Source organism: Saccharopolyspora gregorii, from assembly GCF_024734405.1.
Taxonomy (GTDB): Bacteria; Actinomycetota; Actinomycetes; order Mycobacteriales; family Pseudonocardiaceae; genus Saccharopolyspora_C; species Saccharopolyspora_C gregorii.
In genome coordinates, this window is sequence record NZ_CP059556.1 from 5,528,332 (window position 1) to 5,553,758 (window position 25,427).

At 72.2% G+C, this 25,427-nt stretch carries 29 protein-coding genes; 11 read left to right on the forward strand and 18 right to left on the reverse strand.

What is annotated here, in order from left to right; all coding sequences use genetic code 11:
- Positions 1 to 20: 20 nt before the first annotated feature.
- The 4 genes from H1226_RS24120 to H1226_RS24135 form a co-directional block, all read right to left on the reverse strand.
- A complete protein-coding gene (locus H1226_RS24120; RefSeq protein ID WP_224956003.1) occupies positions 21 to 818 on the reverse strand; it encodes a TIGR02569 family protein in 798 nt (265 codons plus the stop codon).
- Positions 819 to 1,045: 227 nt separating this feature from the next.
- The gene (gene moeZ, locus H1226_RS24125; protein WP_258342934.1) at positions 1,046 to 2,230 is read right to left on the reverse strand and encodes an adenylyltransferase/sulfurtransferase MoeZ; all 1,185 of its coding nucleotides are present in this window, start codon (positions 2,228 to 2,230) and stop codon (positions 1,046 to 1,048) included.
- A 187-nt stretch (positions 2,231 to 2,417) separates the two neighbouring features.
- Positions 2,418 to 3,464 carry a DUF3152 domain-containing protein gene (locus H1226_RS24130; protein ID WP_258342936.1) on the reverse strand — a complete coding sequence of 349 codons (1,047 nt, stop codon included), beginning with the start codon at positions 3,462 to 3,464 and terminating at the stop codon, positions 2,418 to 2,420.
- Between the two features lie 94 nt (positions 3,465 to 3,558).
- On the reverse strand, positions 3,559 to 4,566 hold the full coding sequence (locus tag H1226_RS24135; RefSeq protein WP_309148761.1) for an alpha/beta fold hydrolase: 1,008 nt from the start codon (positions 4,564 to 4,566) through the stop codon (positions 3,559 to 3,561).
- Between the two features lie 130 nt (positions 4,567 to 4,696).
- On the opposite strand from H1226_RS24135, the gene H1226_RS24140 reads away from it, so the two are divergent.
- Positions 4,697 to 5,320, forward strand: coding sequence for a TetR/AcrR family transcriptional regulator (locus tag H1226_RS24140; RefSeq protein WP_224956006.1), 624 nt, complete (start codon positions 4,697 to 4,699; stop codon positions 5,318 to 5,320).
- 64 nt (positions 5,321 to 5,384) lie between these two features.
- On the opposite strand, the gene H1226_RS24145 is transcribed toward H1226_RS24140, so the two are convergent.
- On the reverse strand, positions 5,385 to 6,281 hold the full coding sequence (locus tag H1226_RS24145) for an alpha/beta fold hydrolase (RefSeq protein ID WP_258342947.1): 897 nt from the start codon (positions 6,279 to 6,281) through the stop codon (positions 5,385 to 5,387).
- Between the two features lie 25 nt (positions 6,282 to 6,306).
- Complete coding sequence (locus H1226_RS24150; RefSeq protein WP_224956008.1) at positions 6,307 to 7,206, reverse strand: AurF N-oxygenase family protein; 900 nt, start codon at positions 7,204 to 7,206, stop codon at positions 6,307 to 6,309.
- 65 nt (positions 7,207 to 7,271) lie between these two features.
- Between H1226_RS24150 and H1226_RS24155 the strand changes: the two genes are divergently transcribed.
- On the forward strand, positions 7,272 to 8,012 hold the full coding sequence (locus H1226_RS24155) for a TetR/AcrR family transcriptional regulator (RefSeq protein ID WP_258342948.1): 741 nt from the start codon (positions 7,272 to 7,274) through the stop codon (positions 8,010 to 8,012).
- A 17-nt stretch (positions 8,013 to 8,029) separates the two neighbouring features.
- Positions 8,030 to 8,332, forward strand: coding sequence for a DUF4873 domain-containing protein (locus H1226_RS24160; protein ID WP_258342949.1), 303 nt, complete (start codon positions 8,030 to 8,032; stop codon positions 8,330 to 8,332).
- Positions 8,333 to 8,417: 85 nt separating this feature from the next.
- Here the strand turns inward: H1226_RS24160 and H1226_RS24165 are convergent, their stop codons facing one another.
- A complete protein-coding gene (locus H1226_RS24165; RefSeq protein WP_224956011.1) occupies positions 8,418 to 8,645 on the reverse strand; it encodes a DUF3107 domain-containing protein in 228 nt (75 codons plus the stop codon).
- Positions 8,646 to 8,743: 98 nt separating this feature from the next.
- The gene (locus H1226_RS24170) at positions 8,744 to 9,427 is read right to left on the reverse strand and encodes a ferritin-like fold-containing protein (RefSeq protein WP_224956012.1); all 684 of its coding nucleotides are present in this window, start codon (positions 9,425 to 9,427) and stop codon (positions 8,744 to 8,746) included.
- A 635-nt stretch (positions 9,428 to 10,062) separates the two neighbouring features.
- Here H1226_RS24170 and H1226_RS24175 point away from each other — a divergent pair.
- Entirely contained in the window at positions 10,063 to 11,664 is a 1,602-nt protein-coding gene (locus tag H1226_RS24175) for a DEAD/DEAH box helicase (RefSeq protein ID WP_258342952.1), read from the forward strand.
- An 82-nt stretch (positions 11,665 to 11,746) separates the two neighbouring features.
- Entirely contained in the window at positions 11,747 to 13,183 is a 1,437-nt protein-coding gene (locus H1226_RS24180; RefSeq protein WP_258342956.1) for an Rv3212 family protein, read from the forward strand.
- Positions 13,184 to 13,463: 280 nt separating this feature from the next.
- Here the strand turns inward: H1226_RS24180 and H1226_RS24185 are convergent, their stop codons facing one another.
- The 5 genes from H1226_RS24185 to H1226_RS24205 form a co-directional block, all read right to left on the reverse strand.
- Entirely contained in the window at positions 13,464 to 14,024 is a 561-nt protein-coding gene (locus tag H1226_RS24185) for a hypothetical protein (protein ID WP_258342959.1), read from the reverse strand.
- Positions 14,021 to 14,854: a RecB family exonuclease gene (locus tag H1226_RS24190; protein WP_258342960.1), complete on the reverse strand. Its 834-nt coding sequence runs from the start codon at positions 14,852 to 14,854 to the stop codon at positions 14,021 to 14,023. Before H1226_RS24190 ends, H1226_RS24185 begins: the two co-directional genes overlap by 4 nt.
- An 86-nt stretch (positions 14,855 to 14,940) precedes the next feature.
- Positions 14,941 to 15,813, reverse strand: a complete 873-nt coding sequence (locus H1226_RS24195) for a PHP domain-containing protein (protein ID WP_258342962.1) — start codon at positions 15,811 to 15,813, stop codon at positions 14,941 to 14,943.
- A gap of 221 nt (positions 15,814 to 16,034) precedes the next feature.
- Positions 16,035 to 16,604 carry a PH domain-containing protein gene (locus H1226_RS24200; RefSeq protein WP_224956019.1) on the reverse strand — a complete coding sequence of 190 codons (570 nt, stop codon included), beginning with the start codon at positions 16,602 to 16,604 and terminating at the stop codon, positions 16,035 to 16,037.
- A gap of 21 nt (positions 16,605 to 16,625) precedes the next feature.
- Positions 16,626 to 16,787 carry a hypothetical protein gene (locus H1226_RS24205; RefSeq protein WP_224956020.1) on the reverse strand — a complete coding sequence of 54 codons (162 nt, stop codon included), beginning with the start codon at positions 16,785 to 16,787 and terminating at the stop codon, positions 16,626 to 16,628.
- 144 nt (positions 16,788 to 16,931) lie between these two features.
- Here H1226_RS24205 and H1226_RS24210 point away from each other — a divergent pair, with 144 nt between their 5' ends.
- From H1226_RS24210 to H1226_RS24225, 4 genes are all read left to right on the forward strand, one after another.
- Positions 16,932 to 17,369: an NUDIX hydrolase gene (locus H1226_RS24210; protein WP_258342971.1), complete on the forward strand. Its 438-nt coding sequence runs from the start codon at positions 16,932 to 16,934 to the stop codon at positions 17,367 to 17,369.
- A gap of 367 nt (positions 17,370 to 17,736) precedes the next feature.
- Positions 17,737 to 18,816 (forward strand): magnesium/cobalt transporter CorA, encoded by a 1,080-nt coding sequence (gene corA, locus H1226_RS24215; RefSeq protein WP_258342973.1) that lies wholly within the window; start codon positions 17,737 to 17,739, stop codon positions 18,814 to 18,816.
- A 145-nt stretch (positions 18,817 to 18,961) separates the two neighbouring features.
- Entirely contained in the window at positions 18,962 to 19,141 is a 180-nt protein-coding gene (locus tag H1226_RS24220; RefSeq protein WP_224956023.1) for a hypothetical protein, read from the forward strand.
- A gap of 336 nt (positions 19,142 to 19,477) precedes the next feature.
- Positions 19,478 to 19,957 carry a CAP domain-containing protein gene (locus H1226_RS24225; RefSeq protein ID WP_258342975.1) on the forward strand — a complete coding sequence of 160 codons (480 nt, stop codon included), beginning with the start codon at positions 19,478 to 19,480 and terminating at the stop codon, positions 19,955 to 19,957.
- A gap of 50 nt (positions 19,958 to 20,007) precedes the next feature.
- On the opposite strand, the gene H1226_RS24230 is transcribed toward H1226_RS24225, so the two are convergent.
- Genes H1226_RS24230 through H1226_RS24240 form a run of 3 tightly spaced genes read right to left on the reverse strand, consistent with a single transcriptional unit; the run spans position 20,008 to position 23,002 of the window.
- Entirely contained in the window at positions 20,008 to 20,838 is an 831-nt protein-coding gene (locus H1226_RS24230; protein ID WP_258342978.1) for a carbohydrate ABC transporter permease, read from the reverse strand.
- On the reverse strand, positions 20,835 to 21,731 hold the full coding sequence (locus H1226_RS24235; RefSeq protein ID WP_258342980.1) for a carbohydrate ABC transporter permease: 897 nt from the start codon (positions 21,729 to 21,731) through the stop codon (positions 20,835 to 20,837). The genes H1226_RS24230 and H1226_RS24235 overlap by 4 nt, the downstream gene beginning before the upstream one ends.
- On the reverse strand, positions 21,731 to 23,002 hold the full coding sequence (locus H1226_RS24240) for an ABC transporter substrate-binding protein (RefSeq protein ID WP_258342981.1): 1,272 nt from the start codon (positions 23,000 to 23,002) through the stop codon (positions 21,731 to 21,733). The genes H1226_RS24235 and H1226_RS24240 overlap by 1 nt, the downstream gene beginning before the upstream one ends.
- A 222-nt stretch (positions 23,003 to 23,224) precedes the next feature.
- Between H1226_RS24240 and H1226_RS24245 the strand changes: the two genes are divergently transcribed.
- Both H1226_RS24245 and H1226_RS24250 read left to right on the forward strand, forming a co-directional pair.
- The gene (locus H1226_RS24245; RefSeq protein ID WP_258342982.1) at positions 23,225 to 23,476 is read left to right on the forward strand and encodes a type II toxin-antitoxin system Phd/YefM family antitoxin; all 252 of its coding nucleotides are present in this window, start codon (positions 23,225 to 23,227) and stop codon (positions 23,474 to 23,476) included.
- Positions 23,473 to 23,724, forward strand: a complete 252-nt coding sequence (locus H1226_RS24250) for a Txe/YoeB family addiction module toxin (RefSeq protein ID WP_258342983.1) — start codon at positions 23,473 to 23,475, stop codon at positions 23,722 to 23,724. The genes H1226_RS24245 and H1226_RS24250 overlap by 4 nt, the downstream gene beginning before the upstream one ends.
- A gap of 82 nt (positions 23,725 to 23,806) precedes the next feature.
- On the opposite strand, the gene H1226_RS24255 is transcribed toward H1226_RS24250, so the two are convergent.
- Both H1226_RS24255 and H1226_RS24260 read right to left on the reverse strand, forming a co-directional pair.
- Positions 23,807 to 24,334, reverse strand: coding sequence for a general stress protein (locus H1226_RS24255; protein ID WP_224956030.1), 528 nt, complete (start codon positions 24,332 to 24,334; stop codon positions 23,807 to 23,809).
- Between the two features lie 79 nt (positions 24,335 to 24,413).
- Complete coding sequence (locus H1226_RS24260; protein WP_258342985.1) at positions 24,414 to 25,424, reverse strand: CPBP family intramembrane glutamic endopeptidase; 1,011 nt, start codon at positions 25,422 to 25,424, stop codon at positions 24,414 to 24,416.
- Positions 25,425 to 25,427: the final 3 nt, after the last annotated feature.

A 25,427-nucleotide genomic window follows, 5' to 3' on the forward strand; every position in this document is an offset into this window, starting at 1 on the left:
GGCGGGCGCGCCGGGGCGGGTCAGAGCACTTCGAGCACCATCTGCGACGCGTGCTCCAGCCCGCCGAGCGAGGCCGTGGTGGACCGCGGGTGCAGCGCGTGCACCGCGAGCCGGAACAGCAGCGCGCGCAGCAGCGCCTGCGGCCAGTCCGTCAGGTGCGACCAGCGCTCCACGATCGCCGCGTCCGAGCCGCCCCAGGACAGCGCGTCGATCACCGCGACCGCCGCCGCCCACTCCGCGGGCCGCCAGAACGGGGAGAAGTCGATGATGCCGGGCGGGGCGTTGCCCGCGAACAGCACGTTGCCGAACAGGTCGCCGTGCACCACCTGCGGGCGCAGCTGGGTGCGGCGCCGCGATCCGGCGAGCACGTCGTAGAGCCGGCCGCCCTTGTCCAGCGGCAGCGGGTAGTCCTCCTCGCCCCACGACATCCGGTCCGCGAGCGCGTAGATGTCCTGCCGCGCGTCGAGGAACCGGGGCCGGGTGAGCACGCTGCTCGCCGCGTGCAGCCGCAGCGACATGGCGACGACCTCGTCGTGCCGCGGTTCCGGCCGTCCGGTGATGTCGCGGCTCGCGGACCAGCCGGAGACCACCCAGCGGCCGTCGGTGGAGCGGACCGGTCTGCCGACCCGCACCTCGTCCGGTTCCAGCAGGTCCAGGGTCTGCGCCACCCAGGCGGCTTCGGCGGTGTTCGCGGCCGGTTTGAGCACGACCTCGCCGCAACGCCAGGCGACGCCGCCGTTGAGCAGTTCGGCGTCCTCCCCGCGCGCACCGAACGCCGCTCGTACGTGCGACGGGGGCGGCTCCGGAGTTCCAGTCACGGCGCAGACGCTACATCGGAGATCCCCGAATGGGGGTCAGGCGCTCCGCAGATCATGGTCCGGGGGAAATCGTGATCCGGGCGGCTGCGCGGCCCGACGACGACCGGCCCGGCCCCCTCGTGTGCGGGGGCCGGGCCGGTACCACCTGCGCTGAGCAGGGGATGTCGCCGTTCTTCGCGCGGCGGCTCGGCCACCGCGCACCGCCCGGACGCGGGCGGCGGGGTCGATCAGTAGGTCGGCAGGCTCGGGTCGACCTCGTTCGCCCATCCGAGGACACCGCCACCGACGTGGACCGCGTCCGAGAACCCGGCCTTGTGCAGCGCGGCGAGCGCCTCGGCGGAGCGGCCACCGGACTTGCAGTGCAGCACGATCTGCCGGTCCTGCGGGAGTTCCGCCAGCGCGGAGCCGGACAGGATGCGGTCCTTCGGGATGAGCGTGGAGCCGTCGATCTTGACGATCTCGTACTCGTGCGGCTCCCGGACGTCGATCAGCTCGAACTTGTCCCCGCGGTCGAACTTCTCCTTGAGCTCACGCGGAGTGATCGTGCTGTTCACCGCGGCCTGCTGCGCGTCGTCCGAGACGACGCCGCAGAACGCGTCGTAGTCGATCAGCTCGGTGATCTTCGTCGCGTTCGGATCCTTGCGGATCTTCACGGTGCGGTAGCTCATCTCCAGCGCGTCGTAGATCATCAGGCGCCCGAGCAGCGTCTCGCCGATGCCGGTGATCAGCTTGATCGCCTCGGTGACCATGATCGAACCGATGGAGGCGCACAGCACGCCCAGCACGCCGCCCTCGGCGCAGGACGGCACCATCCCGGGCGGCGGCGGCTCGGGGTAGAGGTCCCGGTAGTTCGGGCCCTTCTCCTCCCAGAACACGCTGACCTGGCCCTCGAACCGGAAGATCGAGCCCCACACGTAGGGCTTGCCGGACAGCACCGCGGCGTCGTTCACCAGGTAGCGGGTCGCGAAGTTGTCGGTGCCGTCCAGGATCAGGTCGTAGTCGGCGAAGATGCCCAGCGCGTTGTCCGAGGACAGGTGCACCTGGTGCAGGTTGACCTGGACGAACGGGTTGATCTCGGCGATCGAGTCGCGCGCGGACTCCGCCTTCGGCCTGCCCAGGTCGGACTGGCCGTGGATCACCTGGCGGTGCAGGTTGGACTCGTCGACGGCGTCGAACTCGACGATGCCGATGGTGCCGACCCCGGCCGCGGCCAGGTACAGCAGCGCGGGGCTGCCGAGCCCACCGGCGCCGATCACCAGGACCTTCGCGTTCTTCAGCCGCTTCTGCCCGTCCATCCCGATATCCGGGATGATCAGGTGGCGGCTGTAGCGCGCGACCTCTTCCTTGGTCAACTCCGCCGCCGGCTCGACGAGCGGCGGTAGCGTCGTTGCCTGGGCTGAATCGCCGGACATCTCCCAGCTCCTCCTCAGTGGTCCTCACCTCGTCGTTCACCCGCTGACGCGAGCACGACGAGCGTCCGCGCCCGAGTTCGGCGGGGCCGGACGGGCGCGGAAGGTGCAACGCCAGAGTGGCGGATGGTCTTCCCGCTTCCCAAACTACTCCCACCATGCGGGAACGGAGTGGTCGAGCGCACCCGCCTCAGCTGCCGGATCCGCCGACGGGGAACGGCCAGGCGTTGTACTTACAGACGAAGCCGTCGGCGGGGATCTCGGTGCCCTGCGGCACCGCCTTGTTCAGCTCGTGCAGCTCGTTGTTCGACGTGCTGAACGTCTGCTGCATCATCACCGGCGCCAAGCCGCCCTGCTGCCCGCACGGCACGTGCCCGTTGCCGAAGACGTGGCCCACCTCGTGGTTGATCGCGTACCGCCGGTAGGTGCCGATGTCGCCCTCGAAGGCGACCGCGCCGCGCACCCAGCGGGCCGCGTTGATGTAGACCCGGTCGGAGATCCGGCAGGACGTGTCGAACGGCAACCCGCTGCCGTAGCCGCAGATCTCCCGCGCCGTGTTCTGGCTGACCAGCGTCACCCGGAAGTCCGGGGACGCCGAGCCGTCCACCCGCTGCAGCGCGATGTCGCCCGCCTCCGGGTTGGTCCAGCTGCGCGGGTCGGCGAGGGTCTCCTGGGTGAGCTGGGCGAACGAGTCGTTGCCCTCCGCGAGCTTCACCCCGACCTCGACCTCCACGGTGTAGCGGTACAGGTCGCCGCCGGTGCCGACCTTCGGCGAGGTGCCGGGCAGCACGGTGAAGGTGCGCCCGCCGACCTCCGGCACCGGGGAGCCCGGCGGGAGTTCGGCGGAGAACATGTCCGCGCGGTAGGTCCGGCCGGGCGGCGCCTCGGTCACGACCGGGGCCTCCGGCACGTCCGGTGCCCGCAGGTGCGAGGTGCCGCCCTCGCCGAGCTGCTGGGCGTCCGGGTCGACGGACTGGAACACGGCCAGCGCGGTGACCACCACCAGCAGCGGGACCGCGTAGATCCGCCAGCCGTACAGCGACCAGGCCCCGTTCCGCGTGCGCCGCGGCGGTTCCGGCTCGTCCAGGTCGTAGTCGCGCTCGTCGAACGGCCGCCACGAGGCCGCCAGCGGTTCGTCGGGGCGGGGCGTGCGGCGCGCGTGGGGGGCGGCGGAACCGCCCGCCGGGTCCGAACGGCCTGCGGCGGCGTCACGGGGTCGTCTCGGGGGGCGCGGCACGGTACAAGCCTGCCACAGCACGATCGTGGCCAACGAGGCTGTGGCCAGCGGGATCCGCCGCCGATTCGAAGATCACCCGTTTCGGGGCGGCTGGTCACCATTGCCCGAGTTCCACCTCGTCGAGCATGCCGAGCACCGCCGCGGCCACCACCCGCGGCCGCTCCAGCTGGGCGACGTGCCCGGTGCGCGGCAGCACCAGCAGCCGTCCGCGCCGCAGCTCGCGGGCGGTGCGCGGCGCCTTGCGGACGCCGACGACGCGGTCGGCGGCACCCCACACCACCAGGCTCGGGGCCTGCACCAGCGGCAGCAGCCGCCACGGGGAGCGCCACGGCGGCGCGAGCCAGGAGCGGACCAGCCCGGTCGTGGTGCGGTCCAGCGCGGCCTCGGCCCAGTCGAACCCGGCGCGCTCCCGGAACTCCTCGACGACGGCGTCCAACCGGTCCGCGGGCACCGCGTCCGGCTCGGCGAAGCACAGCTCCAGCAGCCGCCGGGCCCGCTCCCCCGGCGGTACCGCGGCCAGCCTGCGGCGCACCGCCGGGCCGAGCAGCGGCAGCCGGGTCAGCGGGATGCGCGGGTCCGACATCCGCCGCGGGTCCGGGCGCAGGTCGGGCACGGCCGGGGAGATCAGCGTCAGCGAGGCCACCAGGTCCGGCCGGTGCGCGGCGACGAACACCGCCACCGCTCCGCCGAAGGAGTTGCCCACCAGGTGCACCGCGCCGGCCCCGGACTCCTCCAGCAGCCGGATCACCACGTGCGCGTGCTGCTCGCCGGAGTAGTCGAAGCGGTCCGGCGGCACCGAACGCCCGAACCCGGGCAGGTCCACGGCGAGGCCGCGCAGGTTCGGCGCGAGCGCCGCCGCGAGGTCCGTCCAGTTCGAGGCGGAACCGGCGAGTCCGTGCAGGTAGACGGCGGTCTCCGCGCCCGGCCCGCCCGTCTCGCGGACGTGCACCCGCAACGGACCGGATTCGGTGATCAACGGCACGTGCCTGCCGGGCGACGGCACGCCGGGCAACCGCGCCGGGACGGCGCCGAGCCGGAGCGGAACCCTGGTCAGCCCGCCGCCGGGTGCCGCCGCGTCGAGGTGTCGCGGGCTCGTCCGCATGGTTTCAGCATGCCCCGGGAGTGCGACGCGGCGCCGGATGAGGTCGAGAACGGCCTTTACCGGCGAGTAAGGTTGTGCTTCCCCGGCTGGAGAAGCCCAGCACGTGACGGAAGGACGGGTGGAGGCAGGCATGACGGAGACCGCCGCGCAGCCGAGCAGGGGCGTTCGGCTGCCCCGCGACGCCCGCCGGGCACAACTGCTCACCGCTGCCCAGCACGTGTTCGTCACCAACGGCTACCACGCGGCCGCGATGGACGACATCGCCGAGCACGCGGGCGTCAGCAAACCCGTCCTCTACCAGCACTTCCCCGGCAAGCTGGAGCTGTACCTGGCGCTGGTGGAGATGCACGGCGGCGAGCTGGTGCGCCGGGTCCGGCAGGCGATCGAGACCACTCCGGACAACAAGCAGCGGGTGCGCGCGGCGGTCGGCGCGCTGTTCGAGTTCGTCGACGGCGAGGGGCAGGCGTTCCGGCTCGTCTTCGAATCGGACCTGCGCGGGGAGCCGTCGGTGGACAAGGCGGTGGACGGCGCGCTGTCGGACTGCGTGGACGCGGTCGCCGAGGCCGTCACCGCGGACGCGGGCCTCGACCCGGAGCGGGCGCGGCTGCTGGCGTTCGGCCTGGTGGGGCTGAGCCAGGTGACCGCGCGCTACTGGCTGGACGAGACCGAGTCGGTGCGCCGCGACGAGGCGATCACGCTGATCACGACGCTGGCGTGGAAGGGCCTCTCCGGCTTCCCCCTCCAGAACGGCTGAGCCGCGGACGGCCCGCCCGGCCGAGGTCGAGCGGGCCGTTCATCCGGCGCGGGCGCGGTCCCGCTCAGCCGGGGATCAGCTCGACGATGCGGTCGGCGACCTCGTCGGTGCGCTCCAGCGGCAGCATGTGCCCGGCACCGGAGTAGAGCAGCAGGCGCGCGTCCGGCAGCGCGTCGGCGATGCGCCGGGCGTGCGGCAGCGGGCACAGCCGGTCCTCGAGCCCGGCGAGCACCACGACGGGGATGTCCCGCAGCGCGGCGAGCGCGTGCACCCGGTCGTGCTCGGCGAGTGAGGCGCGGAACCCGGCGAGGCTCGCGGGGTGGCAGGCCGCGACCCAGTCGGCGGTGGCGGCGACGTCCTCCGCGGCCGGGGAACCGCCGAACAGCAGCCAGCGCATGCCGGGCCGCAGCGGCCGGGAGTTCCGCGCCAGCCGCCCGCCGCCCGCCTTCGCCAGCAGGCCGCGCACGCCGAGCTCGGCGCGGTTCGCGACGGCCGCGACCGGCGCGGGCAGGCCGAGGGTGGGTGCGACCAGGTCGCCGCTGGAGGTGGCGACGAGTGCGGCGCCGGCGATCCGCGCCGCGAACAGCTCCGGGTGCCGCTCGGCCAGGGCCATGATCGTCATGCCGCCCATGGAGTGCCCGGCGAGCACGATCGGCCCGGTGGGCACCCGCTGCTCGATGAGCTCGGCGACGTCGTCGGCGCAGCGCTCGATGGTGGCCGAGCCCGCGGGCGCCGGATCGGATTCGCCGTGCCCGCGCAGGTCGAACCGCAGCACCCGGACGTCCGCCTGGTGCAGCACTTCGTCGATGACCCGGTCCCAGGTGTGCGTGGTGAGGGTCCAGCCGTGCACGAGCAGCAGCGTGCTGCCCGCGTCGGCGGGGCCGTGCTCGTGCACCCGGAGCCGGACGCCGTCGCCGGTGGTGAAGGTGCTCGTGTCCGCGCCGGAGGCGGTGGTGGTCATGGCGGTCCTGTTCTGGGAGGAGGGGTCAGCGGATGAGGAACGACTTGCGCCAGAAGGGCATGCCGGGCCCGCCGATCAGGCCCGCCTCGTCCAGGAAGCCCATGATCTTCTCGCCACCCCAGTGCAGGGTGTGCTGGAAGTGCGGGTTCCGCCACGCCGCGGCGTGCGCGTCCCTGGGCCGCAGGCCGACGGCCGCGTACACCCGCGGGTTGATCAGGCTGAAGCAGATCGCGTAGGAGACCAGCGCGGTCGCGAACTGGTGCCAGGCTCGTTCGGCCGGGCCGCACCCGGCCATCCGCCGGACCACCTCCTCGCGGGCGAAGGTGACGTGCCGCGCCTCTTCGAGCACGTGGATGCGGTTGACCATGCGCACCAGCGGCTGCACGGACTCGTCGTTCATCTGGTCGCGCTGGAAGCGGTCCAGGATCTCCTCGGCGACGAGGATCGCGGCGTACGCGGAGGGCCCCTTGAGGATCGCGGGCAGCACCCGCCCGGCCTGGCGCAGCAGCGGCACCGGCCCGTAGGCGGGGGCGCCGACGCGGCGGACGGCCTTGCCGAACATGGTGGAGTGCCTGCACTCGTCGGCGATCTCGGTGAGCGCGTAGTGCGCGTGGTCGGTGCGCGGGTCGGAGTCGTAGAACTCCTTGAGCAGGATCTGCATCAGCAGCACTTCGAACCACAGGCCGTTGGAGGCGATGCTGGCGAACTCGTGCTTGGTCAGCTCGACGCGCTGCGCCCGGTCGAGGCGTTCCCACAGGTCCGTGCCGTAGAGGCTGCTGCGGTGGAACGGGATGTAGGGGGCGTCGTCGAGCAGCGGCGCGTCCCAGTCGATGTCGACCTCGGGGTCGTAGCTGTTCTTCGCCGACGACTTCAGCAGCCGGGCGGCGGTCTTCTCCCGGTCGTTCACCTGCGCGGTCCTGGTCATCTCGGGGCCTCCCTGGCTGCCACCGGCATTGCATGTTACTTCTAGTAACAGCTACCTTGGGTAGCGTGAGCCACCACACCCGGCCTGTCAAGGTCGTCCCGGACCCACCGCCGCGCGGCGACGCCCGCCGGGAGCGCTGGCGGGAGCACCGCGAAGCCCGCCGCGCCGAATTCGTCGAAGCCACCGTGCGCGCCATCGGCCAGCACGGCGCCGACGTCGGCATGGACGAGATCGCCGCCGAGGCCGGCGTGAGCAAACCCGTGCTGTACCGGCACTTCCACGACAAGAGCGACCTCTACGTCGCCGTCGGCGAATGGGGCACCGAACTGCTGATGCAGCGGCTCGCCCCCGAGATCGCCGCCGACGGCAGCCCCAACGAGCGCATCCGCCGGATGCTCGACGCCTACCTCGGCGTCCTGGAGCAGTACCCGGACCTGTACCGGTTCGTCGTGCGCCGGACCTTCACCGACAAGCCGGTGCGCTCCGACCCGGTCACCGCGGAGAAGACCGAGATCGCGAACTCGCTGTCCCGGCTGCTCGGCGAGTACCTGCGCGCGCTGGGCCTGGACTCCGGCGGCGTGGAGCCGTGGGCGCACGGCCTCGTCGGCATGGTGCAGGCCAGCGGCGACTGGTGGCTGGAGCGGCAGTCGATGAGCCGGGACGACCTCACCGACTACCTGACCCGCATCATCTGGCACGCCATCGACGGGGTGCTGCGCTCCGGCGGCATCGTGCTCGACCCGGACGAGCCGCTGGAGCCGAGCACCGGCCTGCGGCTGATCACCGACACCGGCGGCGGGAGCTGACCGCGGAAGGAGCGACCATGTCCGAGGAGACCACCGTCGACGCGGGCCCCGACGAGGAGTACGAGGGCGAGGCGGTGCTGTTCACCGCCGAACGCGAAGTCCCGGTGTCGGTGGTGCTGCGCGGGCACTTCCAGCCGATCGACGGCCGCTTCCACTGGTACGGCCGGGTCGCCGCGGACGACGCGGTCGCCGAGCTCGCGGCCGGGCGCCGGACCGAGGTCGTGGTGCGCACCACGCGCGGCGAGGCGGCGGGCAGCCTGTCCGACCCGGACCCGTGGCACCGCTACCGCATCACCGGTGTGGGCCGACCGCCGTTCTGACGGAACCCCGGAGTCCGATGTGGACGACCCCGGGCACGACGATGCCCCCGGCGGAGCGCTCTCCGACCGGGGGCATCGCGGCAGATCACTGGACGCCGAAGCCGACCCGCGGGGATTCCGAGGGGCCGATCTCGACGTAGGCCAGCTTGGCGGCGGGCACCAGGTAGCGCCGGCCCTTCTCGTCGGTCAGCGACAGCACCCCGTCGGTGGTCTTCAGCGCGTCGGCCACCAGCGACTCGACCTCGGCCGAGGACTGACCGCTGGCCACGGTGAGCTCACGCGGGCTGTCCACGACGCCGATCTTGACCTCCACGCTTGACCTCCACAATTCGCGAACCGATGCGTACGTCCGAGAGGTTATCCCAGTCCACGCCGGACCCGCCTTCGCCGGTGGCGAACATCGGGAACCCGTCAGCCCAGGCCCAGCCGCGCCATCCGCTTCGTGTGGTTGTTCTGCAAGCGGCGGAACAGCGCGACGATGCCGGTGAGATCGCCCGACCCGGTGATGATCAGCTCGGCGAGCGCGTCCCGCTCGGCCACCACGCGCTGCGCCTGGGTGACCGCCTCGCCCAGCAGTCTGCGGCCCCACAGCGTCAGCTTGTCCCGCAGCGAGCGGTCCTCGGCGCAGGCCGCCAGCACCTCGCGCTCGGCGAACGCGGAGTGCCCGGTGTCGGCCAGCACGTCCAGCACCAGCGTCCGCGTCGAATCGTCCAGCCACTCCGCGACCTCGCGGTAGAAGTCGGCCGCGAGCCCGTCGCCCACGTACGCCTTCACCAGCGACTCCAGCCACGAGTGCGGGGCGGTCGAGGCGTTGAACGCGTCGAAGGGCTCGGCGAACGGGGCCATCACCTCGTCCACCGCGACCCCGCGGCGGGCGAGCGCGTCGTCCAGCATCCGGTAGTGGCCGATCTCGGCGGCGGCCATGCTGGCCAGCGCGGCCCGGCCGGACAGGGTGGGTGCGGTGCGGGCGTCCTCGGCGAGCCGGTCGAAGGCGGACAGCTCGCCGTAGGCGAGCGCGGCCAGCAGGTCCACGACCCCCTCGGCGTAGGTGGTGGAGTCGGTGGATCCGGCGGCGGAGGGGTCGAGCTCGCTCATACCGGGCACCTTAACCGCCGCCCCGCGCGCCCGGTCCGCGCAGCGGCACGGGCCGACACGCGCGGCGGCCGACGGGCGCTCCGGGGGCTCGCCGCTGGTGGTGCGGGACGTTCCGCGAAAGCTCATCGCACATCGCCGACCTCGATCCGGTTCGGACCAGGTATCCTGGCGGACGCAGAAGCCATGCGGCATCAGGCAACCGGCAGTGGACCCCTCTCCCCGCGCGGGACCCGGCAGGGCTCGACGCGGGCCACGGTCCCACCCCGTGAGCAGCCGGTCGCCCGGGGTCCGTGCGGGAGGCCCGGGCGCGGGCGCCACCTGTGCCCGGCTCATCGGCCGGAGCAGCCGGGGGCGTGGGCGACGGCGTGAGCCGCACCACGATGCCGACCGAACCAGCAGCGGACAACCGCTGATCGAACAGGGGCGCGCGACCATCGCACCGGTGACCACGAGCATGCAGCACGCGAACAACGCGGCCGGCCGCGGCTCGAACGCGGCCACCATGCCGGAGGACGTCACCACGAGTGCAGCCGAGCGATCGGCCGCAGCGCGCCGGTACTGAGAGAGGCGATCACTCTGACCCTCAGCAACGAACGGGCCCCCGAGGCCCCGAGACCACCAGCACAACCGAGGACGTGCACGCGATCGAGCACAGCGAGAACGGCGCCCCCGCCGTGGAGGCCGCACCGCTGCACGCGGAGAGCACCGTCCCGAACACCCCGACCTTCGCCGAGCTGGACGTGCACGAGGAGATCGTGCGCGCCCTCCGCGAGGCCGGCATCGAGCACACCTTCGCGATCCAGGAGCTGACGCTGCCGCTGGCGCTGCGCGGCGAGGACCTGATCGGGCAGGCCCGCACCGGCACCGGGAAGACGTTGGGCTTCGGCGTTCCCCTGCTGCAGCGGTTGCAGGTTCCCGGCGACGGGACGCCGCAGGCGCTCGTCGTGGTCCCCACCCGCGAGCTGTGCGTGCAGGTCGCCCGCGACCTCACCGACGCGGGCAAGCACCTCGGCATCCGCACCCTCGCGGTGTACGGCGGCCGCCCCTACGAGCAGCAGATCGACGCGCTCAAGCAGGGCGTCGACCTGGTGATCGGCACGCCGGGCCGGTTGCTGGACCTGGCCGAGCAGCAGCACCTGGTGCTGGGCAAGGTCCGCGGCCTGGTGCTCGACGAGGCCGACGAGATGCTCGACCTGGGCTTCCTGCCGGACATCGAGCGGATCCTCGGCATGGTCCCCGAGCAGCGGCAGACGATGCTGTTCTCCGCGACCATGCCGGGCCCGATCATCACGCTGGCCCGCACCTTCCTGAACCAGCCCACGCACATCCGGGCGGAGGAGGCGGACGCGAACGCGATCCACGAGCGCACCAAGCAGTTCGTGTACCGCGCGCACGCCATGGACAAGTCGGAGCTGCTGGCCCGGGCGCTGCAGGCGCAGGACCGCGGCCTGACGATGATCTTCACGCGGACCAAGCGGACCGCGCAAAAGCTCTCCGACGAGCTCGCCGAGCGCGGTTTCGCCGCGGCCTCGGTGCACGGCGACCTCGGCCAGGGCGCCCGGGAGCAGGCGCTGCGCGCGTTCCGCTCCGGCAAGGTCGACACCCTCGTCGCCACCGACGTCGCCGCTCGCGGCATCGACGTCGCCGGGGTGACGCACGTGGTGAACCTGCAGTGCCCCGACGACGAGAAGACCTACGTGCACCGCATCGGCCGCACCGGTCGCGCGGGCCGGGAGGGCGTCGCCGTCACCCTCGTCGACTGGGACGAGGAGAGCCGCTGGAAGCTCATCAACGAGGCGCTCGACCTGGGCAAGCCGGAGCCGGTGGAGACCTACTCCACCTCGAAGCACCTGTACGAGGACCTGAACATCCCGGCGGACGCGACCGGCAGGCTCCCGCTGTCCAAGCGCACCCGCGCCGGCCTCGGCGCCGAACCCGACGAGGACGCGAAGCGCTCCAGCAGCCGCAAGCCGCGCCGCCGCACCCGCAGCGGTTCCGGTGGCGAGCAGTCCGGCGGCGAGTCCGCGGCGGGCGAGACCCGTCCCGGCGGCCGGTCCCGGCAGCGCAGGCGCACCCGCGGCGGTGTGAACCCGGACGGCGAGGCCCAGCCCGCCGAGTCCACCGCGCAGAGCGACGGCACCGCGGAATCCGCGGACCGTCCCCGCAAGCGGCGCCGCAGGCGTCGTGGCGGCGGCGGTGGCGCCGGTTCCGGCGGCGGCGAGTCGTCCGGCGACTGATCCCGTTCCGCGAGCGGGCTGCCCGGGAGCGGGTGGCCCGTGGACCGGCCGGGCTTTCCGAGAGCAGTCAGTGAGGAGTGCAGTGGTACGGCCGGAACGGCGGACGCGGTCCGACCTCGTCGCGGTGGTGCTGATCCTGGTCGTGGTCCTCGCGGCCGCCGCGGTGATCTGGTGGCGCAGCGACGCCCGTGCCACCACGTCCGAGCCCGCGGCCGCACCGGCCCCCGTCCTCACCTCCCCCACCCGGGTACCGGCCGCGCTGCACGAGCTGTGGCGCGCGCCGAGCCCGGCGACCCCGGTCCCGGTGGTCGCCGGTTCGACCGCGATCACCGGCGACGGCGGCACCGTGTCCGGCCGGGATCCCGGCACCGGCGCGGTGCGCTGGCGCTTCTCCCGCGACCTGCCGCTGTGCACCGTCGGCGAGGGGTGGGACCGCGCGGTGGCCGTGTACCGGAAATCGGCCAACTGCAGCGAGGTCAGCTCGTTGCAGGGCGACACCGGGGTGCGCGGGCCCGCGCGCAACGCCGACGCCCCGTTCGGCACCCGGCTGCTCGACGACGGCAAGTACCTCACCGCGACCGGTGAGCGGGTGCTGGAGAGCTGGCGCTCCGACCTGGTCCGCACCCAGCAGTACGGGATCATGCCCGCGCTGAAGAACGCGGGGAACAACCTCCGCCGCCCGAACTGCACCTACCCGTCGGTGGCGGTCGGCAGCGAGCGGATCGCGGTGGTGGAGGACTGCCCGGACGACCCGGCGCAGCGCATCACCGTGCTCAAGACCAAGCCGGAGGACGACGAGGAGCCGGAGGAGGTCAGCAGCGCCGTCCTCGGCGGCTCCGAGGCGACCGCCGTCGCGGTCTCCACCAAGCAGACCGCCGTGTACGTGCGCGACCGCGGTTCCCTCGTGGTCTACGCGAACTCCACCGGCGGCATCGAGGCCGAGTACCCGCTGCCCACCGCGGGCGCTCCCTTCCCCGACGCCGGGGTGGAGGCCGTCGCGGCCGACCGGGTGTGGACGGTGAACCTGCGCCCCGTCCCCGGTCCGGAGCAGGCCGGGGCCGCGCGGTCGATCTCCGCCGCGCTGCACCGGTTCGACCCGGCGATCACCGAGCAGCGCGTGCTGGACGGGCTGGCCACCGCCGGACCGGACCGGCCGTTCCGCGTCGCGGTGCTCGACGACGACCAGTACCGGCAGGTCAAGGACAAGATCGGCGACGTTCCCGGGGCCACCTTCGGCGGCCTGCTGTACTGGAACAACGGTGCCACGACGGTCGCGCTGGACGCCGCCACCTTCGCGCCGCTGTGGGAGGTGCCGGGCGCGCTCGGGCCGGGTGCGCTGCACGGCGGGAAGCTGCTCGTCCCGATGCCTGCGGGCATCGCGGTGCTGGACCGGTTCACGGGCGCGCGCGAGCGGCTGATCCCGGTGGACCGGCAGGGCTGGGACGGTCCGGTGCGCTTGGACTCCGCGGGCACGACCGTCCTGGAACAGCGCGGGCCGAACCTGGTCGCGCTGGGCTGATCGTCCGGCGCTGAGCTGCTGGACTGCTCGGCCGGTGCTGGCCCGGCCGGTGCTCGACTGCCCGGCCGGTACTGGACTTGCCCGGCCGGTGCTGGACTTGCGCGGCCGGTGCTGGAGTTCGTCCGGTCCCGGCTTCAGCCAGGGATGCCGGATTCGCCGCCGGTGCTCGGGACGAGCGCGGCCCGCGGCGTCCCCGCACCGCCCGCACCAGGATCGCCCAGCCGGTCGGCGGTGGCCCCGCAGCACCTGCGGACGACGCCGAGCGCGGATCTCGAGGGCCTTACAGCCACCACCAGAACCAGAGGGTGCCGAACACCGCCACCAGCAACGCCAGCAGCGCCGCCGCGCCGCGGCGGTCCCGGTTCCGATCGGCGAAACGCTGCAGCACCAGTGCCAGCACCGCCGCCACCGCATGCGAAATGATCATGGTGGTGCCGGGGCCGTCCTGCCCCTGCCGGGTCGCCCACACCTGCACGCCGATCAGCGCGAGCGCCACCAGCAGCAGCCCCAGCGCCAGCGACCCGGTCAACCCGCGGAACCAGGTCCCGATCCGGGTGCCCGCGCCGCCGCGGTGCCCGCGCACCGTCGCGGCCTCGGCGCCGTCCGCGTCGAACTCGTCCTCGTCGTGCCACTCGACCCGCTGCCGCCGGGGGCGGGTCGGGGACTCCGAGCGGAACGGCACGGTCCCCGGCTGCTCCGCGCCCTCGGCCGGCCGGGATCCGGCCGCCGGGCGCGGGCGGCGCAGCGTCTGCGGCGCGGGCCGGTGCCGAGCACCTCCGCGCGCGGCCTCCTGCTGCGCTCGGCGGGGCATGTCCATGTCGTCGTTCCTCTGGTCCGTCACTCGGCCAACCCGGCCCACGGTTCGGCGGCGGGCGCGGCCTGCTGTCCTTCCGGGCAGTGCGCGCGGAACTCGCACCACGCGCAGCGCCCGCCGGGGTTCGCCGGGAACACGTCCGGCCCGGTCGCTCCCCCCTCGAACGAGTCGGAGGCGGCCTGGAGTTCCCCGGCCAGCCGCTCGGCCCGTTCCACGTGCTCGTCGAGGGAGGCCCGGGTGTGCTCCCACGCCCCGACCTGCCCGCTGGGCAGGTGATGCAGCTCGACCCGCCCGGTCGGTGCGCGCAGCGTCCGCCGCGCGGCGACCGCGTACAGGGCGAGCGCCCGCGATTCCCGGGCGTCCTCGTCGGTGGCCGCGCGCCTGCCGGTCTTGTAGTCGACGATGACCAGCTCGCCGTTACGCCGGTCGATGCGGTCCACCCTGCCCTCGGCGATGATCGAGCCCACCGAGGCCGAGACCCACCGCTCCACCGCGACCGGTTCCGTCCCGGGGGCGAGCCGTTCGACGTAGTCGGCGACCCACCGCTCGGCGCGTTCCCGGTAGCGGGCGGCCTGGACCCGGCCGGCGAAGCCGTCGTCCTTCCAGCACTGCCGGACCAGCAGCACCGCCTTCTCGGCGGTCCGCTGGGCGGGCGGGAGTTCGAAGAACGCCTTCAGCGCGTTGTGCACGACGGCGCCGAGCGTGGCGTTGGCCCGGGCACCGGAACGCGCCGGGGCGGGCCGGTCCAAGTAGGCCATCCGGAACTTGCGCGGGCAACCTTCCCAGTTCGCGAGCTTCGCGGGAGTGACCCGGACGAGCTTGCCGGGGATGCCTTCGAGGCCGAGCTGTCCCTGCACTCGCACCACACTACGCAGCCGGACCGTCGCGTCGCGTTTCCCCCCGCGCGGCGCTCGGAACTCACCGGATCAGCTGATCACGGCGGTCATCCCGCGGTGAACACCTCGCTGCCGCTGCTCTTGTCGATCAAGCGCCGCAGCGATTCCGGGGCGGTGGTCTCCTGCCCGATCCGGATCGTCTTGTTCGTGCCGTGGTAGTCGCTGCTGCCCGTCGGCACCAGGTCCAGTTCGGTGGCGAGCTCCCGCAGCTCCTGCCGGGTCGGCTCGTCGTGGTCCGGGTGGTCCACCTCGATGCCGGTCATGCCGCGCGCGGCCAGCTCCGCCACCACCTCGGCGTTCACCACCCGGCCGCGGGCACGCGCGAACGGGTGCGCCAGCACGGTGACCCCGCCGGCGTCCGCGATCATCTCGATCGCCCGCAGCACGGGGGTGTCGGTGCGCGGCAGGTAGTAGCGGCCGCTGCTGCCCAGGTACCGGGCGAAGGCCTCGTCGACGCTGGCCACCATGCCGGCGCGCACCAGCTGCCGCGCCAGGTGCGGCCTGCCGCCCGGCGAATCCGGCGGCAGGCCCGCCATCAGCTCGTCCGCGTCGACCGGGAAGCCCTCGGCCTCCATCCGCTCGGCCATCTCCCGCAACCGGCCGCGCCGCTCCGCCCGCAACCTCGACTGCTCGGCGACCAGCGCCGCGGACGTCGGGTCGAACAGGTACGCCAGCAGGTGGACGGTGATGTCGCGGCCGGTCCCGTCCGGGCACGTGCAGGACAGCTCCGCTCCCGGGACGACCCGGATCCGGCCGGCACGGGCGGCCACGGTGTCCGCCGCCTCCGCCCAGCCCGCCGTGGTGTCGTGATCGGTGATCGCGACGACGTCCAGCTCCGCTCCGATCGCCGCGTCGACGAGCTCCGCGGGCGTGTCGGTGCCATCGGACTCGGTGGAATGGGCGTGCAGGTCGATGCGCAAGCGTGGCCTTTCCGTTCGGGCCGGTCCGTCGACCGGCGGCGGGCTGCGGTCGCCGCGGAGGTCCCGCCGCTGCGGCGAAGGCCCGGCTGCTCGACCGGCCCGGCGGACCGGTCTTCCGCTGGGCACAGTCTCGCCGATGGTCCCGGTACCTCCCGAACCAGCCCACGAAGAAGAGCCGGGGCCGCGGGAGATCCCGCGACCCCGGCTCGGCAGCGACCGGTTCAGCTCGGAAGCTTGGCCTTCTTCTTGCCCACCGCCGCGCGACGGGCCTTGAGCATGGAGAAACGCTCTTGCTGGGCCTTCTTCTCCCCGAACACCAGGTAGGAGATCGCGTCCTCCACCTCGTCCGGGTTGGGCACGTACTCGATCCGGTTCAGCGCCTGGATCTGCCCGGCCGACTCGACCACCAACGTGCCGTAGCCGAACATGCGCCCGGCGAGGGTCCGCTGGAAGGTCAGGTCGGTGACCTTCCCGATCGGCATCATCGCCACGTTGGTGGTGAAGATGCCCTCCGCGATCAGGAACCGCTTGTCGGTGACGACGATCCGCTCCACGTACCAGTCCAGCACCTGGTAGGTGAACCGGAGCAGCACGACGAGGCCCGCGTACCAGAGCACGTTCTGCGGCAGGCTCGTGTCCTGCGGCAGCAGTTGGGACACCATGACCACGCCGACCAGCAACCCGATCGCCTCGAACAGTTCCCAGACCAGGCTCGCCCAGTGTCTGCGGAGCCGGATGACCCGGCGTTCGGTGTCGAGCAGGTACTCGTCGGGATCCCTCGGCGCGAACACGTCAACCGCCCTTCGGCGCTGCTACACGAAGATGTTCTGCATGAAGGTGATGACCGCCTGCGCAGCCTCTTGGAGGCTTCCCAGGATGTTGTTCACCAGGTCACCGGCTTGCTGTGGGGCGGAGAAGAGGAAGAAGAGGAGGAACGCGACCCCGGCCCAAGTCAGGATCTTCTTAAGGTTCACTGCGATACACCCCGTCCGAAAAGCCATTGAACACGCTGGCGCCTGCCGATCTGTTGTACCGCACTCGGCGGCTGTAGGGCAGCATTGTCCCGCACTTGGGTCAGTCGTTAGCCGAACCGTCCGGATCAACTACCCTCCGTGTCGGTGAGCATAACCAACGGACCGCTGATCCGGTGCGTCGGCGCCGTCGTGCATGACCCGCGCGGACGATTGCTGCTGGTGAAAAGGGCCAACGAACCCGGCAGGGGCCGGTGGTCGGTGCCCGGCGGCAAGGTGGAGCCCGGAGAAACCGATCGTTCGGCGGTACGGCGCGAACTATCGGAGGAAACGGGACTCTCCGTGATCGTCGGCAGGTGGCTGGGGCGGGTGCTGCGCCCGGCCCCGACCGGGACGTTCGACATCCACGACTACGCGTGCCGGGCCGATGACGTGGTGCTTTCGCCCGGCGACGACGCGGCCGACGCGATGTGGGCGGACGCTGCGAGCTTTGCCACACTCGACGCCGAACACCGGTTGACCGACGGGCTCGCCGCGGCCTTGCGGGGTTGGGGGCAGCTCCCGGGCCCGTCCGCCCGGAGCTGAAACCGGCGGATCCGGCAGTTCGCACAATCGGCGCGATCCGGGCGAAATCCAGGGCGTTCCCGGCGTGCGCGCGGCAGAAGTTCACCCGTTTCGCCGTGTCCCAGCACACCCGGCACCGCCGCCGCCCGTACCGAGAACGACGAGTATCGTGAACCGTTGGCCGGTCCGGACCACTCGCGCACGGCGAGTCGGGCAGAAGGAGGTGAGGGATTGTGAGCGGCGGTGCCGACAGCGCGCTTCCGAGCAGTACCAACCGCATCCCCGCCTGGGAGGCCTGCGGCTAGGCCGGTTCCAGGTGCCCATCGGCGCCGGTGGGGATGCGCGGTCGAGATCACCCGAGATCCGATTCCCGCCCTTGGAGGTCGCCGTGCCCAGCCTTCCCTCGCTCGGCCTGCGCAACCGCGCAGCGCGCCACAGCGGTCGCACCGCGCCCGCTCCCGCTCCCCCGCCCGCCTACGTCGTCGACTGCGGCGTGTACGTGGACGGAGTGCGGCTGCCCGGCGACCGGTCGCACGCCGAGGCGATCGACGAGGTGCGCAGGCGCGGCGCCGGGTTCGTCTGGATCGGGCTGCACGAGCCGGACGAGGCGCAGCTCAACGGGCTGGCCGAGACGTTCGGGCTGCACGAGCTGGCCGTCGAGGACGCGGTGCACGCCCACCAGCGGCCGAAGCTGGAGCGCTACGACAGCACGCTGTTCATGGTGCTCAAGACGGTGCGCTACATCGCCAACGAGAGGCTCACCGCGACCAGCGAGATCGTGGAGACCGGTGAGCTGATGGCGTTCGTGGGCCGCGACTTCGTGATCACGGTCCGGCACGGCAAGCACGCCAGCCTCGCCCAGGTCCGCTCGCAGCTGGAGACCGACCCGGAGCAGTTGCGGCTGGGTCCGGCCGCGGTGCTGCACGGCATCGCCGACCACGTGGTGGACACGTACCTGGAGGTCACCGAGGCCATCCAGGACGACATCGACGAGATGGAAGCCGCCGTGTTCGCGCCGCGCACCAAGATCGAGGCCGAGCAGATCTACCTGATGAAGCGCGAGGTCATGGACCTGCGCCGCGCGGTGATGCCGCTGGCGAAACCGCTGCAGCGGCTGGCCGAGGGCTACACGCCGATGGTGCCGGAGGAGGTGCGCTCCTACTTCCGCAACGTCGAGGACCACCTGACGACGGTGTCCGAGCGGGTGGCCTCGTTCGACGAGCTGCTGACCACGCTGGTGGACGCGACGCTCGCCAAGATCACGCTCCAGCAGAACACCGACATGCGCAAGATCTCCGCGTGGGTCGCGATCGTGTCGACGCCGACGATGATCGCCGGGATCTACGGGATGAACTTCGAGAACATGCCGGAAGTGAAGTGGACGTTCGGCTATCCGGCGACGCTGCTGGTGATGATGCTGGCCTGCCTGACGCTGTTCAAGATCTTCCGGCGGAACAAATGGCTGTGAGCGCGTGCCGTAACGTTTTCGATCATCCGGGCGATGTAGTCCGCAGAGGTTCGACCGCCGCGGTTGCGCGCCGCGAGCGCTCTCCCCGAACGATTCGCCGCCGTGAGGATTCCGGTGCGCGCCGGGAAGAAGTGAGGAGGTAGTCATGTCGATCGTCGTGCGCCGCAGTGCGATGGGGCGGCGGGTGTTCACCCGCAGGCTGCCGCTGAGCGGATCGGGGAACGTGGCGCCGGAGCGAAGTCCCAGGTCGCCGCGCCGGGGGCGAAAACCCGGCGCGATGTGGGACGCGCTGTCCGCCTCGCCGCGCACGCCCGCCGTGCGCTGATCACCGTTGCGGCACCGCCGCCCCCACATCGTGAGACGACATTCGCATCGATCATTCTCACGCTGCCGGGAGGCACCGCCATGACTCGTCTCGCCACCAACAAGCTCGCCCTGCTGACCACCCTGCTGATGGGGTGGATCCTGACGCTGTTCATCATCATCGCGCAGCAGGGCTGAATTCCTCGGGTCCACTGTGGACCCAGTCGATCGAATTCCCGTTCGGGTGATCCGCACGCGTTCGCGGATCACCCGTTGCGTGGATTTCCCGGCCGCCGCGCCGAAAAGCGGGTTAGAACTGTCCGCACCTGGAACCCCTTGGACCCGAGGAGTGGTGCGGATGTTCGCCCGGCACGCCCGATCGATCCTGCTGTGCTCGCTGCTGCTCGTCCCCGGCGCGCCCGCCCACGCGGACGAGTCCCGGCTCGACGCGCTCACCGCCGAGATCGTGGACCGCACCAACCAGGTCCGGGCCGAGGCCGGTTGCGGCCCGCTCGCGCCCGCACCCGAGCTGGAGCACTCCGCGCAGGCGCACGCGGCGGACATGGCCGAGCAGAACTACTTCGCGCACTCCGACGCCGTCTCCCCCGTCCGGGCGCTGCCGCGCGCCGAGGTGCTGCCGCGCGCCGAGGTACTGGGCGAGAACATCGCCGCCGGCAACGCGGCCGCCGCCGAGACCTTCCACCAGTGGATCACCAGTCCCGGGCACCGGGCGAACATCCTCGACTGCAGGTTCACCGGCATCGGCGTCGGGCACGCCTACGACCCGAGCAGCACCTACGGGCACTACTGGGTCCAAGAGTTCGCCGGCACCACCTGATCGCGCGGAGCGCGGACGGCCCGTTCGGCCGGCGGTCGGGCGGGCCGCGCTCACTCCTTGACCGCCCCGGACGTGAGCCCGGAGACGATCCGCCGCTGGAACAGCAGCACGAACAGCACGATCGGCACCGTGATCACCACGGCCGCGGCGGCGATCGTCCCGGTCGGGTCCTCGAACTGCGAGTCGCCGGTGAAGAACTGCAGCGCCACCGGCACCGTGCGGGACGCCTCCGTCGAGGTCAGCGAGATCGCGAACAGGAAGTCGTTCCAGCAGAAGATGAACACCAGGATCGCCGTGGTGAACACCCCGGGCGCGGCCAGCGGCGCGATCACCTTCCGGAACGCCTGTCCCGGGGTGGCGCCGTCCATCGTGGCCGCCTCCTCCAGCTGCCACGGGATCTCGCGGAAGAACGCGGACAGCGTGTAGATCGCCAGCGGCAGCGAGAACGTGGTGTACGGCAGCACCAGCCCCGGCCAGGTGTCGAACAGCCCGAGGGTCCGCTCGACCTCGAACAGCGGCGAGACCAGCGAGACCTGCGGGAACATCGCGATGAGCAACGACACCCCGACCAGCGCCCGCTTGCCGGGGAAGTCCAGCCGGGCGATCGCGTAGGCCGCCATCGCGCCCAGCACCACCGCGATCGTCGTGGCGATCAGCGCGATGCCGATCGAGTTGGCCAGCGCGCGCAGGAACTCGCCGGTCTGGAAGATCGCCGCGTAGTTCGCCAGCGTCCACTCCGCCGGGATGAACCGGCCGTCGCTGAGACCCGCGGAGGTCTTGAACGACAGCGACACGATCCACAGCACCGGCACCAGCGCGTACGCCACCACCACCGCGTTGAGCACCGTCCACTTGGCGGTGTCGGCCGGTTTCCGGCTCATCGGCGGCCCCCGTCCTCGTCCGCGCCGGGCGCGGCCGCACCGAACAGCTTCACGAACAGGAACGCGATCAGCGCCACCGCCAGGAAGATCAGCACGGACATGGTGGAGCCGATGCCGAGGTTCAAGCCCTTGATCAGGTTGTTGTAGGCCAGCACCGACACCGAGGAGGTGTCCTGCGCCCCGTCGGTGAGCACCACGATGTTGTCGAAGACCCGGAACGCGTCGAGCGTCCGGAACAGCACCGCCACCAGGATCGCCGGCTTCATCACCGGCAGCATCACCTTCGTGAACCGCTGCCACCGGGAGGCGCCGTCGATCTGCGCCGCCTCCAGCAGGTCCTCGGACACCAGCGCCAGCCCGGTCATCAGCAGCAGCGCCATGAACGGCGTCGTCTTCCACACCTCGGCCAGCACGATGATCGCCAGCGCGCTGCCGCGCTCGGTCAGCGGCGCGCCGTCCGCGGCGAACAGGTTCGCCAGGTAGCCGGTGTCCGGGGTCCACGCGTAGCGCCAGCTGAACGCGGCGACGACGGTGACGATCCCGTACGGGATGAGGCTGGCGGTGCGCACCAGGCCGCGCCCGATCACCGCCCGGTGCATGATCAGCGCCAGCGCCATGCCCAGCACGAACTCGATCACCAGCTGGGTGGCGACGATGAGCAGCGTGGTGCCGAACGCCGTCCACCAGTACTGGTTGGACAGCACCGTCAGGTAGTTCTCCAGGCCCACGAACTCGCGCTGGTCCGGGTACTTGAGGTCGTAGCGCTGGAACGACAGCCACACCGCGTGCAGGATCGGCCAGCCGGTGACCGCGAGCATCACCAGCGCGGCCGGGGCGCACAGCGCCCAGCCGAGCCTGCGCTCGGCGCGCTTCGCCTCGTCGACGGCGGACATCACGGCAGCACCCCCCGCGAGTCCAGGGCGTCCTGCACCTCGGTGCGGATCCGCTCGGCGGTGCGCGGCGGGTCGATCCGCGACGCCGGGGACAGCAGCTTGGACAGCACCGTGGACACGTTCTGGTAGGCGGGCGTGATCGGGCGGATCGCCGGGTCCCGCAGCTCTTCCAGGATGGTGTCGCGCATCGGGTACTCGGCGGCCATCTCCGGGGCCGCGTAGACGGATTCGATGGTGGGCGGCACCCCGTCGTGGATCGCGGAGAACCGCTGGCTGTCCGGGCTGCGCAGGCACAGCGCGGCGGCGAAGGACGCCTGCGGGTTCGGCGAGTGGGCGCTGACGGCGAGGTTGAACCCGCCGAGGGTGACCTTGCTGGGCCGCGCCGGGTCGGAGCTCGGGTAGCGGGCCCAGCGCACGTTCCGCGCGATGTCCGGCGCGTCCTCCTGCATCGACGGGTACGCGAACGGCCAGTTCAGCTGGAACGCCGCGTCGCCCTGCTGGAACTCCAGCCGGACGTCGTCCTCCTGCGAGTTCGACATGGACGGGCTGGTGAGCCCGGAATCGGCGAGGGCCTTGAGCTGCTCCAGCGCGCGCACCGCGCCCTCGTCGACCACGGCGCGGGTCCCGTCGTCGGAGATCAGCTTCCCGCCGGCGGAGGCGAGCAGGGTGTTGAACTGCACCACGTAGCCCTCGAACTGGGCGCCCGGGATGAGGATCGTCGACGGCTCGCCCGCCGCCTCGAAGCGCCGGGCCTGCTCGATCATCTCGTCCCAGGTGCGCGGCGGCCGGTCCACCACGTCGGAGCGGTACCAGAGCAGCTGCACGTTGGTGTTCTTCGGCGCCCCGAACAGCTTCCCGCCGTAGCGGGCCGAGGCCAGCGGCCCGGCGAGGGTGCCCGCCTCGGCTTGCCGCCGCTCCGCGCCGGTCCACTCGCGGACCCAGCCGGCGCGGGCGAACTCCGCGGTCCAGGTGGTGTCCAGGCCGAGCACGTCCATGCCGTCGTCCTGCGCGGCGAGCCTGCGCACCAGCTGCTCCCGCTGGCCGTCCGCGTCGCGCGGCAGCTTGTGGTAGACGATGCGGTACCGGCCGTCGGCCTGGTCGTTGCACCGGTCGACGACGGTCTGGAGGTGCTCCTCCGGCGCGTAGTACAGGTTGACGACGTCGTCGTGCCGCGGGGCCGCGCAGGCGCTCAGCGCCGAAGCCGCCACCACCGCCGCGCCCCACGCCGCGATCGACCGGACCGCGCCCCCACCGCGTCTGCGCACCCTCACCGTGGTCGGACCTCCCGGTCTGCTCGCGCAGGTGCGCCCGAGGCCGTGTGCCCGCGCCCCGCCGCACGCCACCGCCGCACCGATGATCAGTGCGGTGCCAGCAACCTAGGGCGCCGCCGACACCCGCGACAAGCCCCCATCAGTGCGGACGTCCCGGACGGCGCGGGGTCCCGATACGAGACGAAGAGGCGTACAGTTTTCCGTACGTCATGGAGGTGACCGATGAAGACCATGTCCTACTCCGAGTCCCGCGCGAAGTACGCCGAAACGCTGAACTCCGTGGTCGACGACCGCGAGGAGGTCGTGATCACGAGGGCCGGGCACGAAGCGGTCGTCATGGTCGCGCTGGACGACTACGAGTCGCTGAAGGAAACGGCCTACCTGCTCAAGAGCCCGGAGAACGCCCGCAGGTTGCTGGCCTCGATCGAACGGCTGGAGCACGGCGGGGGCACCACGCGGGACCTCGTCGAATGAAGCTGGTCTGGGACGAGAACGCGTGGGCGGATTACGTCTGGTGGCAGACCCAGGACCGCAAGGTCCTCAAGAGGATCAACACGCTGCTCAAGGACGTCGAACGGAACGGGAACGAGGGCATCGGCAAACCGGAACCGCTCAAGCACGGGTTCTGGTCGCGCCGCATCACCGATGAGCACCGCTTGGTGTACCGGGTCCACGAAGACCAGATCCAGATCGCCGCCTGCCGCTACCACTACGGCAGCTGACCGCCGCCCGCGGCGATGCTCCGCCGCGGCGGGGCCGCGAACGCGTTCCGGGCGGACGCTACGCCGCCCGCGCCGGACGAGCTCACGGGGAGGCTTGCGGCCGCATCGCCAGGTGCGCGAGGAGGTTCCGGCCGTGCTCGGCGTGCCGGGGCTGGGCGAGCACGTCGTAGCGCCCCGCGACCAGCTGGCTCGCCGAGGAGAAGTCCCGCCGCCCGCGCATCGCCGCGTACCCGGCGGCGGCGAACCCGACGCCGATGAGGATGCCGCCGCCCAGCCCGGCCAGCATCGAGCTCAGCGCGCCGGTGCCCTGCGGCGACGCGATGCTCATGACCAGGCCGATGAGCAGCCCGATCCACGCCCCGGAGGCCGCTCCACCGGCCAGCACCTTGCCCCAGGTCAACTTGCCGGTGACCCGCTCCACGAGCATCAGGTCGACACCGACGATGGTCACCTCCCGCACCGGGAAGTCCGAGCCGGCCAGGTGGTCGACCGCGCGCTGCGCCTCCTCGTACGTGCCGTACGAGCCGATCGGCCACCCCGTCGGCGGGGTGGGCATGCTGCTCGGTGAACCCGGCGCCGGCCGAGCCGAGCCGGAAAACGGGTAGGACACCGCTGACACCTCCGTGGAGCGCACTTCCTGGCGGGACCGGCAGGAGCCCGATTCGTCCCCTATCGTCCCCACCTCCAGGCTACCCCGACACCTCGGGCCGGAGATCGTCTTGGGTGGCGGGGCGCAGCGACCACGGCCGCAGCTCCACCCGGCCGCCGGTGACGTTCCACGCGCCGCGGCGCGCCGCCCGCCGATCCACCCACCAGGCGTAGGCCAGGATCGCCGCGATGAACGGCAGCACGTCGCCGACGGGGAAGTCCCCGGCCTGCTCGATACCGGGTACCCCGCCGAGGCCGCCGACGAGCAGGCTCAGCGAGTTGTTCACCACGTGCAGCGCGATCGCCGCCTCCAGGCCGCCGGTGCGCACCACCAGCCAGCACATCGACACCGCCATCACCAGCAGCTGGCACCACACCAGCGGATCGGTGTAGCCGTGGCCGAGCAGGAACAGCAGCGAGGTCAGTGCGATCGCGGGCCACGGGGTGCGGAACCAGGCGCTCACCGCCTGCAGCAGGAACCCGCGGAAGGCGAACTCCTCGGCGGCGCTCTGCACCGGCACCACCACCAGCGCCAGCAGCGCCACCCGCCCGTAGTCGGCCCAGCCGGGGAACCCGGGGCCGAACGAACCCCCGGTGATCCAGGTCAGCAGCGCCGAGACCGCGAACGCGACGGCGAACACCGCGAGGGCGGCGAGCAGGCACTCCGCCGACCACCGCCGGCGGAACCGGCCGGTGACCCCGATCAGCTGCCGCGGGCTGCGCCGCTGCACCCACAGCGCGGTGAGCACCGCCGCCGGGATCAGCGAGACCAGCGCCCCGAAGGAGACGAACAGCAGCACGAACGGATCCCGCACCAGCGTCTCGACCGACTCCGGGTCCCGCACGAGCGCCGCGATCCGCACGTCCCCGAAGCCCGCCGGGTACAGCACGAACGCGGCCAGCACCAGCATGGCGACCAGCAGCAGCACGAAGGCCAGCACCGCGAACACCAGCAGCGCCACCAGCGGCCGCCACCAGCGGTGCCGGGCGTCGCGGGCGAGCAGCTGGTACGGGACGCCTGCCTGCACCGGGCCGGCCGGGTAGTCGCTCACCTC

Bases quoted from the DNA above. Each gene is read 5' to 3' on its own strand.
- moeZ (WP_258342934.1), bottom strand. From the start codon at position 2,230: ATGTCCGGCGATTCAGCCCAGGCAACGACGCTACCGCCGCTCGTCGAG.
- H1226_RS24135 (WP_309148761.1), bottom strand. From the start codon at position 4,566: ATGCGGACGAGCCCGCGACACCTCGACGCGGCGGCACCCGGCGGCGGG.
- H1226_RS24140 (WP_224956006.1), top strand. From the start codon at position 4,697: ATGACGGAGACCGCCGCGCAGCCGAGCAGGGGCGTTCGGCTGCCCCGC.
- H1226_RS24145 (WP_258342947.1), bottom strand. From the start codon at position 6,281: ATGACCACCACCGCCTCCGGCGCGGACACGAGCACCTTCACCACCGGC.
- H1226_RS24150 (WP_224956008.1), bottom strand. From the start codon at position 7,206: ATGACCAGGACCGCGCAGGTGAACGACCGGGAGAAGACCGCCGCCCGG.
- H1226_RS24160 (WP_258342949.1), top strand. From the start codon at position 8,030: ATGTCCGAGGAGACCACCGTCGACGCGGGCCCCGACGAGGAGTACGAG.
- H1226_RS24170 (WP_224956012.1), bottom strand. From the start codon at position 9,427: ATGAGCGAGCTCGACCCCTCCGCCGCCGGATCCACCGACTCCACCACC.
- H1226_RS24220 (WP_224956023.1), top strand. From the start codon at position 18,962: ATGTCGATCGTCGTGCGCCGCAGTGCGATGGGGCGGCGGGTGTTCACC.
- H1226_RS24225 (WP_258342975.1), top strand. From the start codon at position 19,478: ATGTTCGCCCGGCACGCCCGATCGATCCTGCTGTGCTCGCTGCTGCTC.
- H1226_RS24230 (WP_258342978.1), bottom strand. From the start codon at position 20,838: ATGAGCCGGAAACCGGCCGACACCGCCAAGTGGACGGTGCTCAACGCG.
- H1226_RS24235 (WP_258342980.1), bottom strand. From the start codon at position 21,731: ATGTCCGCCGTCGACGAGGCGAAGCGCGCCGAGCGCAGGCTCGGCTGG.
- H1226_RS24245 (WP_258342982.1), top strand. From the start codon at position 23,225: ATGAAGACCATGTCCTACTCCGAGTCCCGCGCGAAGTACGCCGAAACG.
- H1226_RS24250 (WP_258342983.1), top strand. From the start codon at position 23,473: ATGAAGCTGGTCTGGGACGAGAACGCGTGGGCGGATTACGTCTGGTGG.